This window comes from Rhodovibrio sodomensis (genome assembly GCF_016583645.1).
GTDB classification, from domain to species: Bacteria; Pseudomonadota; Alphaproteobacteria; order Kiloniellales; family Rhodovibrionaceae; genus Rhodovibrio; species Rhodovibrio sodomensis.
In genome coordinates this window covers 26,606-34,224 of the sequence record NZ_NRRL01000049.1, presented here as the reverse complement: position 1 = coordinate 34,224, position 7,619 = coordinate 26,606, and the positions used below count along the sequence as shown (strand labels likewise).

Sequence of the window (7,619 nt, the reverse complement as noted above, 5' to 3'; positions counted from 1 at the left end):
TGGGAGGAGGGGTTAGGGGAGGAGGGTGCCGCGATACAGGGCGTGCGAACCTCCTCTCCCTAACCCTCTCCTCCCACTGGAGGAGAGGGGACTTGGTGGGGGTGGAGGCGTGTCAGTCTTGTGAGCTACCCCGCCGCGCCGTCGTCCTGGCTGTAGGCGTGCCAGGGGGGCAGGTTGCGCACGCGCAGGCGCTTTACGCGGCGCGGGTCGGCTTCCATCACCTCGAACGACACCCCGCTGTCGTGGACGATCAGTTCGCCGCGCCCGGGTACCCGGCCGGCGATGTAGAACACCAGGCCGCCCAGCGTGTCGATATCCTCCTCGCGCTCCTCGTCGGTCAGCATCGCGCCGGCGTGCTCCTCGAACTCCTCGATCGGGGTGCGCGCGTCGGCGACCAGCGACCCGTCCGGCCGGGCGACCAGCTTGGGGCCCTCGGCGACGTCGTGCTCGTCCTCGATCTCGCCGACGATCTCCTCGACCAGGTCCTCGATGGTGATCAGGCCGTCGATGCCGCCGAACTCGTCGACCACCAGCGCCATGTGCACGCGCGACAGCCGCATTTCCAGCAACAGATCGAGCACCGGCATCGAGGGCGCGACGAACAGCACCTCGCGGGTGATCCGGGACAGCTTGAACGCGGCCGTGTTCTTGGCGTGCGCCAGGACGTCCTTGATGTGCACCAGCCCGATCACGTCGTCCAGGCTGTCGCGATAGACCGGCAGGCGGGAATGGCCGCCCTGGCTCATCACGTCGATCAGGTCGTCGAGCGAGCTGTCGACGTGGACCGCGCGGATGTCGGCGCGCGGGACCATCACGTCGTAGGCGGTCAGGTGGCGCAGGTGCAGGATGTTCGCCAGCATCACCCGTTCGTGGGTGCCGATGGCGCTGCCTTCCTGGTCCTCGCGTTCGCTCTCCTCGATGATCTCCTCGATCGTCGAGCGCAGCGAGGCGTGGTCGCTGCTGCGCTGCCGGACCAGGTTGCGCAGCCAGGTGCCCATCAGTTGCGCCAGCGTCTGCTCGCCCTTCTCGCTCGCCTTGGTCTGCGCCGCGCGGCCATTGCCGTTGGCGCGCACGGCGGTGTTGGCCGTGCGCGGTTCGCCCGTCGGGGTCCCCCAGCCGTTGTCGGTCATGACGCACCTCCCGCCCAGGCATCGGGGCTGCACTGCGCCTCCGCCGCGTACGGGGCCGCGTACGGATCGGCGATGCCGAGGCCGGCGAGCACGCGGCGTTCCAGCGCCTCCATCGCCGCCGCCTCGGCGTCGGCCATGTGGTCGTAGCCCAAGAGATGCAGCAGCCCGTGCACGCACAGGTGGCACAAGTGGTCGCCCGGCGCCTTCGCCTGCGCGCGCGCCTCCGCCAGCACGGTCGCGCGCGCCAGCACCAGGTCGCCCAGCAGCACCGGCGCGCCGCCGGGCGCATCGGGCGCTTCGGGATCGTCCAGGTTGGCGAAGGAAAGCACGTTGGTCGGCTTGTCCTGCCCGCGGTAGGCGCGGTTCAGGTCCCGCACCGTGGCGTCGTCGGCGAGGACGACGCAGACCTCCGCGCGGCAGGGCACGTCGGGCGGCGCGTCGGGCCGGGCGGTCGCCGGCAGGGCGGCCCAGGCGGCGCGGACCGCCCGGCGCGCCAGCTCCTCGGCCGCCGGCAGGTCGGCGGTCCAGGCATCGTCCTGGACCAGGACCGCCACGTCCAGCGTTTGCCCTGGGGGCGGCGCCGGTCCGCCGGTCGTCGATTCAGTCGCGGTGTCCGCGCCCGGCGGGGCCGCGCCCTGGGATTGGGCAGCGGGGCCGGACGCGCCCGGACTTGAATCTTCCGGGGCGGGGGCGGTGGTCGGGGAACTCGAAGGTCGTGCGCTCATATCGGGTCGCTGGTGGTTCCGTAAGTCTCGGTTGGCCGCAAGTCTCGTGTCGCCGCGCGCGGGGGGTCCGTGTCCCCTTGTGGAGGGTCCGCCGCTCAGCCGATGCTGCCGCCGTTGGCGTTGCGCCGGTCGGAGCCGCCGCTGTCGCGCGCCTCGTAGGCGCGGACGATCTTGGTGACCAGCGGGTGGCGGACGACGTCGGCGTCGGTGAAGCGCAGCACGCTCACCCCCGCCATCCCGGTCAGCAGTTCGCAGGCGTCGCGCAGGCCCGACAGCTCGCCCTTGGGCAGATCGACCTGCGACAGGTCGCCGGTGATCGCCATCCGGCCGTTCTCGCCCAGGCGGGTCAGGAACATCTTCATCTGCACCGCCGTCGTGTTCTGCGCCTCGTCCAGGATGACGAAGGAATTCGACAGCGTGCGCCCGCGCATGAAGGCGAGCGGCGCCACCTCGATCTCGCCCGAGGACAGGCGGCGGACCACCTGCTCGCCCGGCAGCATCTCGTAGAGCGCGTCCTGCAGCGGACGCAGGTAGGGATCGACCTTTTCGCGCAGGTCGCCGGGCAGGAAGCCCAGCCGCTCGCCGGCTTCCACGGCCGGGCGGGACAGGATGATCCGGTCGACCCGGCCCTGCAGCAGTTCCTCCACCGCGACCGCGACGGCGAGGTAGGTCTTGCCGGTGCCCGCCGGGCCCAGGCCGAACACCAGATCGTGGTCGCGCAGCGCCTGGATGTAGCTCGCCTGCCGGTTGGAGCGCGGGGTGATCGTCTTGCGCTTGGTGCGGATCGACAGGTCCTCGGCGTGGACCTGGGTGGCGCCGCGCTTGGCCTGTTCCGGCTGGGCGGCGGGCGGCTCCGAGGTCGGCTCGGCCGTGCTGTCGGACATCCGGATCGCCGCGTCGACTTCGTTGCGGTCGACGCTCATGCCTTTTTCCAGGCGGCGGTACAGCGCGTTCAGGGCCTGCTCCGCGGCGGTCACGGCGTCGCCGTCGCCGCTGATGGCGATCTTGTTGCCGCGGGTGGCGATCGAGACGTTGAGCTGCTGCTCGATTCGGGCGAGGTGCTGGTCGTGCTCGCCGAACAGCAGCGGCAGCAGGCTGTTGTCGTCGAACTGCAGCTGCAGGGGCTGTTCAGGACTGGGCTGACTGCTGGAAGACGCGGGGCTCAAACGGCCGTGCTCTCCTCGATCCGGGTCCGCGGGGACAAGCTGTCGATCTCGCCTGTCAAGGTGGCGTCGGCAAGCCGGCCGTGCAAGCTGTTGCCGCGCACGCTCAGGATCTCGACCTCGGCGATCCGGCCGATCCGATGCGCGGGCGCCTCGACCGCGACGCTCTGCATATAGGGCGTGCGGCCGACCAGTTGGCCCGGATGCTTGCCGTAGCGCTCCAGCAGCACGGGCAGGGTGCGCCCGACGGTGCGCTGGTGGCCGGCCTTCTGCTGCGCGCCCAGCAGCTGCTGGACCATCTGCAGACGTTCGTCCTTCACCGCCTCGGGCACCGGCTGGCCCATGGTCGCGGCGGGCGTGCCGGGGCGGCTGGAGTACTTGAAGGAATAGGCGTGGACGAACCCGATCTCGTCGATCAGCCGCAGCGTCGCCGCGTGGTCGTCGTCGGTCTCGCCGGGGAAGCCGACGATGAAGTCGCTCGCCATCGCAAGGTCGGGGTTGGCCTCGCGCAGCCGGCCGACGATCCGGCGGTAATCGTCGGCCGTGTGCCGGCGGTTCATCGCCTTCAGGATCCGGTCGGAGCCGGACTGCACCGGCAGGTGCAGGAACGGCATCAGCTCGGGCACCTCGCGGTGCGCGGCGATCAGCTCGTCGTCGACGTCCAGCGGGTGGCTGGTGGTGTAGCGGATCCGCGCGATCCCGTCGATTTCGGCCAGTTCGCGCACCAGCCGGCCGAGGCCCCATTCGCCGCGGCCATCCAGGCTTTCGCCGTGGTAGGCGTTGGCGTTCTGGCCCAGCAGCGTGACCTCGCGGGTGCCCTGGGCGGCCAGGCGTTTCGCCTCCGCAACGACCTGGGCGGCGGGCCGGGAGAACTCCGCGCCGCGCGTGTATGGGACGACGCAGAAGGTGCAGAACTTGTCGCAGCCCTCCTGGATCGACAGGAACGCGGCCGGGCCCTGCGGCGCGCTTTCCTCGGGTAGGCGGTCGAACTTGTCCTCTTCCGGGAAGTCGGTGTCCATCACCCCCCGTCCCGGTCCGGCACGCTCGACCTGCGCCACCATTTCCGGCAGGCGGTGATAGGTCTGCGGGCCGACCACCATGTCGACCTGCGGGGCGCGCTTGAGGATCTCCTCGCCCTCCGCCTGGGCGACGCAGCCGGCGACCGCGATCAGCTGGCGGCCGGCGTCGGCCCCGCGCGCCTGCTGCAGGGCGCGCAACCGGCCCAGCTCGGAATACACCTTCTCCGCCGCCTTTTCGCGGATGTGGCAGGTGTTCAGAATCACCATGTCCGCGTCCTCCGGCCGGTCGGAGGGCGCGTAGCCGAGCGGCGCCAGCACGTCCGCCATCCGGGCGGAATCGTAGACGTTCATCTGGCAGCCGTAGGTCTTGATGAAGAGCTTCTTCTTCGCGCGCGTCGTGTCGCTCATACAGGGTCCGTGATTGACGTCGGTGTCTGTCCCCGGAACCTAGCACCGGCACCCCGCGACAGGCGAGTCCGTGCGCGCCTGTCGCGCGGCGGCCGTCGCGCGCGAACCATTTCAGGCGGACTCGGGCGCATCAGACGGCCGCATCGGCGCGTCCCCTCTCCCCATCGCGGGAGCGGGACAGGGTGAGGGGGGACTCCTCGGCGGGCATCGGGGGATCCCCCTCACCCTCCCACGCGGCTGCGCCGCGCGGGCCCCTCCCTCTCCCGCGTTGGGGCGAGGGGTTTGGAAGCCCCCTACTCCGCCGCGCGGCGCTCGTCCTCGCTGTCGTCGGGTTCGTCGTCGTCCGGCTCGTCGTCGGCGGAGACGCCGGTCCGCCCGCTCAGCAATTCGGCGACGCCGCGCGCGACCCGGTCCTGGCAGATCTGCGCCAGCGCCTTGCGGCTGCCCGCTTCGTCGATCGTCACCGGCGGGTGGAAGGTGACCTCCGCGGTGATCGTGCCCAGGCCCAGCACCTCCCAGATGTGCGGGGCCATGTCCATGTCGCCGTACCAGGCCACGAACGGGCGCAGGTAGCGGCCCATCGGCTGGTCGTCCAGCTTGGTATAGGTCAGCGACACCGGCTGCACGGTCAGCGGCTTGCCGTGCGGGCGCTTCTCGGCGACCGAGAACAGCGCGCTCTTGAACGCGAGCACGCGGTTGCCGTCGTCGCTGGTGCCTTCCGGGAACAGGATCAGGTCGTCGCCCGCCTCCAGCCGGCGGGTCATCTCGTCGCGCTGCTCGGTGGTCTGGCGGCGCGCCGTGCGGTTGACGAACACCGTGCGCTGCAGCTTGGCGAGCAGGCCGAAGAACGGCCAGTCGCGCACCTCCGACTTGGCGACGAACGACGCCCGCGGCAGGGCGGCGCCCAACACCGCGATGTCCAGGTAGGAGACGTGGTTGGCGGCGAACAGCACCGGGTGCCCCTCAACCTTTTCGCCGTGCCGGCGCAGCTTCAGGCCGAGCAGGCGCAGGCAGCGCTTGTGGTACCAGCCCGGCAGGCGCTTGGCGGTCGGCAGGTGCACGGCGAGCGCCAGCGCCTGCACCGGAATCAGCACCAAGGTGAACAGGGCATAAGCCACCAGGCGGGCGGCCGCGCGGGTGGGCGACTGGAAGGAAACTTCGGCCATGGGCGGCTCGTTCGGGGACCCGGTAAGGACCGCGCTCAGGCGCCGTCGCCGCCCGAGCGCGCGCCGGACTCGTCGCGGGTCAGGTGGCGGACGTAGCGTTCGGTGACCAGGTCGGTCTTGACCACCACGCAGACGTCGGTGGTGTTGAACTCGTCATCGACCACGGCGCCGTCGCCGACGAACCCGCCCAGACGCAGGTAGCCCTTGATCAGCGGCGGTAGCGAGGCGAGCGCGCGCTTGCCGTTGAACGCATCGGGCGCGAGCCGGTTCATGTCGACGTAGCGGCTGGCAAGCGCGACCGGGCGCAGCTCCGCCGGGGCCAGATGGTTGTGGTAGAGGTAGGAGAGCTGCGGGGCGAGCTCGTCCGGATCGGTGCCGTGCATCGAGCCGCAGCCGAACATGATGCGCACGTCGTAATGCAGCACGTATTCCGCGATGCCGCGCCAGAGCAGCTGCATGATCGCGCCGGTGCGGTAGCCGGCGGCGACGCACGAGCGGCCCAGCTCCATGATCTCGCCATCGGTCTCGAGCAGCGGCTGGATGTCGTACTCGTCGACCGTGTAGAACTGCCCGGCGGACTTGGCCTGCGGCCGGCGCATCAGCCGGTAGGTGCCGATCACCGCGCGCGGCCCGTCGCCGATCTGCTGGTCGAACACCAGCAGGTGGTCGGCGTGCGCGTCGTAGCCGTCGAACTCCAGGCCGGCCTGCTCCTGCTCGGGGGTCGGCTTCGCCTTCATCTCCTCGCAGAACACCTGGTAGCGCAGGCGCTGCGAGGCGCGCACCTCCTCCGCGCTTTCCGCCAGGCGGATGTGCAGGTTGCCCGAGGCCGCGTCGACCGGACGGGCCGCGTTGCGTTCGCTGGGCTGCATCGCTGGTGTCTCTCTCCCTCGCAACCGGCCGGCGCCGCGCCTTGGCGCGACCGGGCGCCGGCGGGTCGTGGGTGCGGGTGCTTCCGCCGCGGTGACTGCCGCTGCCTTGCCGCGCCAGCCGCCTGGCTTCGGGCCGGGCAGTCTAACGTACACGGCCCGGCGCGCCTACGGCCAAGCCCGTCCTAGCCGCTCCGCCCCGCGCGCCGCAATGACCGATCGCGCGCACCCGTCCGCGGCGGCGGCCCGAGGGTAGACAAACCGGCCCGGCACAGGTCGCCACCAGCCCGCTACCGGACGCCCGGCCCGAAACGCGACGGGCGCGCGGCCCGGACATGGGCCGCGCGCCCGGACACGCGGCGCGCTCGATCTTGTCCGACCGCCGGCCGCCGCCGGGCGGGAGGCTGTCTAGGGCAAGATGCTGAAAGGTGAAGCCAGCTTTCAGCTGGGTCTTGCTCTCTCTTCAAGCAGGTAGAGCAAAATTCACGATGAAGGTCGACCCGACCTTCATCGATTTTGCTCTAGCCGCGGCGCGCCCGCGTACCCAGGCCGATCTCCTTGGCCAGGCGGCTGCGCTGCTTGGCGTAGTTCGGCGCCACCATCGGGTAGTCGGCCTGCAGGCCCCACTTCTCCCGATACTCCTCCGGCGTCATGTTGTACGCCGTCTTCAGATGGCGTTTCAGCATCTTCAGCTTCTTGCCGTCTTCCAGGCAGATCAGGTAGTCGGGCGTGATCGACTTCTTGATCGGCACGGCCGGGGTCGGCTTCTCCGGCTGCACGGTCTGGCCCTGCTCGACCTGCGACAGAGTCTCGTGCACGTCGCGGATCAGCTTGGGCAGATCGCCGACGCCCACGGCGTTATTGGAAACGTGGGCTGAAACGATCGTCGTGGTGAGATCGAGAATTTCGTTGGACTTGGCTTCGTCGGCCATGGGTCTTCCCCGGCTTATGGATTTCTCTTATGGGCTTATAAAAAAGCCACCATGGGGAAGCAACAAGAAAATAGGTCGCCAGGGTCGGAAAACGCCGTTTCGATCACTTTAACTACAAAACCTCGCGTTGGATTTGTCGTCTACGGGTAATGTCGGGCTGGTTCCGGCGAGATGACGCGGCCTTTGGCCCGCCCCACTCGAAAACTGCAC

General features: G+C 70.1%; 7 protein-coding genes. All 7 read right to left on the bottom strand.

Annotation, left to right across the window (positions count from 1 at the left end; translation table 11 throughout):
* Window positions 1-125: 125 nt before the first annotated feature.
* Entirely contained in the window at window positions 126-1,130 is a 1,005-nt protein-coding gene (locus CKO28_RS15965) for a hemolysin family protein (RefSeq protein WP_242480598.1), read from the bottom strand.
* Entirely contained in the window at window positions 1,127-1,690 is a 564-nt protein-coding gene (gene ybeY / locus CKO28_RS15960; RefSeq protein ID WP_242480600.1) for an rRNA maturation RNase YbeY, read from the bottom strand. Before ybeY ends, CKO28_RS15965 begins: the two co-directional genes overlap by 4 nt.
* Window positions 1,691-1,950: 260 nt before the next feature.
* Window positions 1,951-3,021 (bottom strand): PhoH family protein, encoded by a 1,071-nt coding sequence (locus CKO28_RS15955; protein ID WP_200341799.1) that lies wholly within the window; start codon window positions 3,019-3,021, stop codon window positions 1,951-1,953.
* Window positions 3,018-4,445 carry a tRNA (N6-isopentenyl adenosine(37)-C2)-methylthiotransferase MiaB gene (gene miaB, locus CKO28_RS15950; RefSeq protein ID WP_200341798.1) on the bottom strand — a complete coding sequence of 476 codons (1,428 nt, stop codon included), beginning with the start codon at window positions 4,443-4,445 and terminating at the stop codon, window positions 3,018-3,020. Before miaB ends, CKO28_RS15955 begins: the two co-directional genes overlap by 4 nt.
* Before the next feature lie 293 nt (window positions 4,446-4,738).
* On the bottom strand, window positions 4,739-5,611 hold the full coding sequence (locus CKO28_RS15945; RefSeq protein WP_200341797.1) for a lysophospholipid acyltransferase family protein: 873 nt from the start codon (window positions 5,609-5,611) through the stop codon (window positions 4,739-4,741).
* A gap of 35 nt (window positions 5,612-5,646) precedes the next feature.
* Window positions 5,647-6,480, bottom strand: coding sequence for a GNAT family N-acetyltransferase (locus CKO28_RS15940; RefSeq protein ID WP_200341796.1), 834 nt, complete (start codon window positions 6,478-6,480; stop codon window positions 5,647-5,649).
* 518 nt (window positions 6,481-6,998) lie between these two features.
* Window positions 6,999-7,409 (bottom strand): Ros/MucR family transcriptional regulator, encoded by a 411-nt coding sequence (locus tag CKO28_RS15935; protein ID WP_200341795.1) that lies wholly within the window; start codon window positions 7,407-7,409, stop codon window positions 6,999-7,001.
* Window positions 7,410-7,619: the final 210 nt, after the last annotated feature.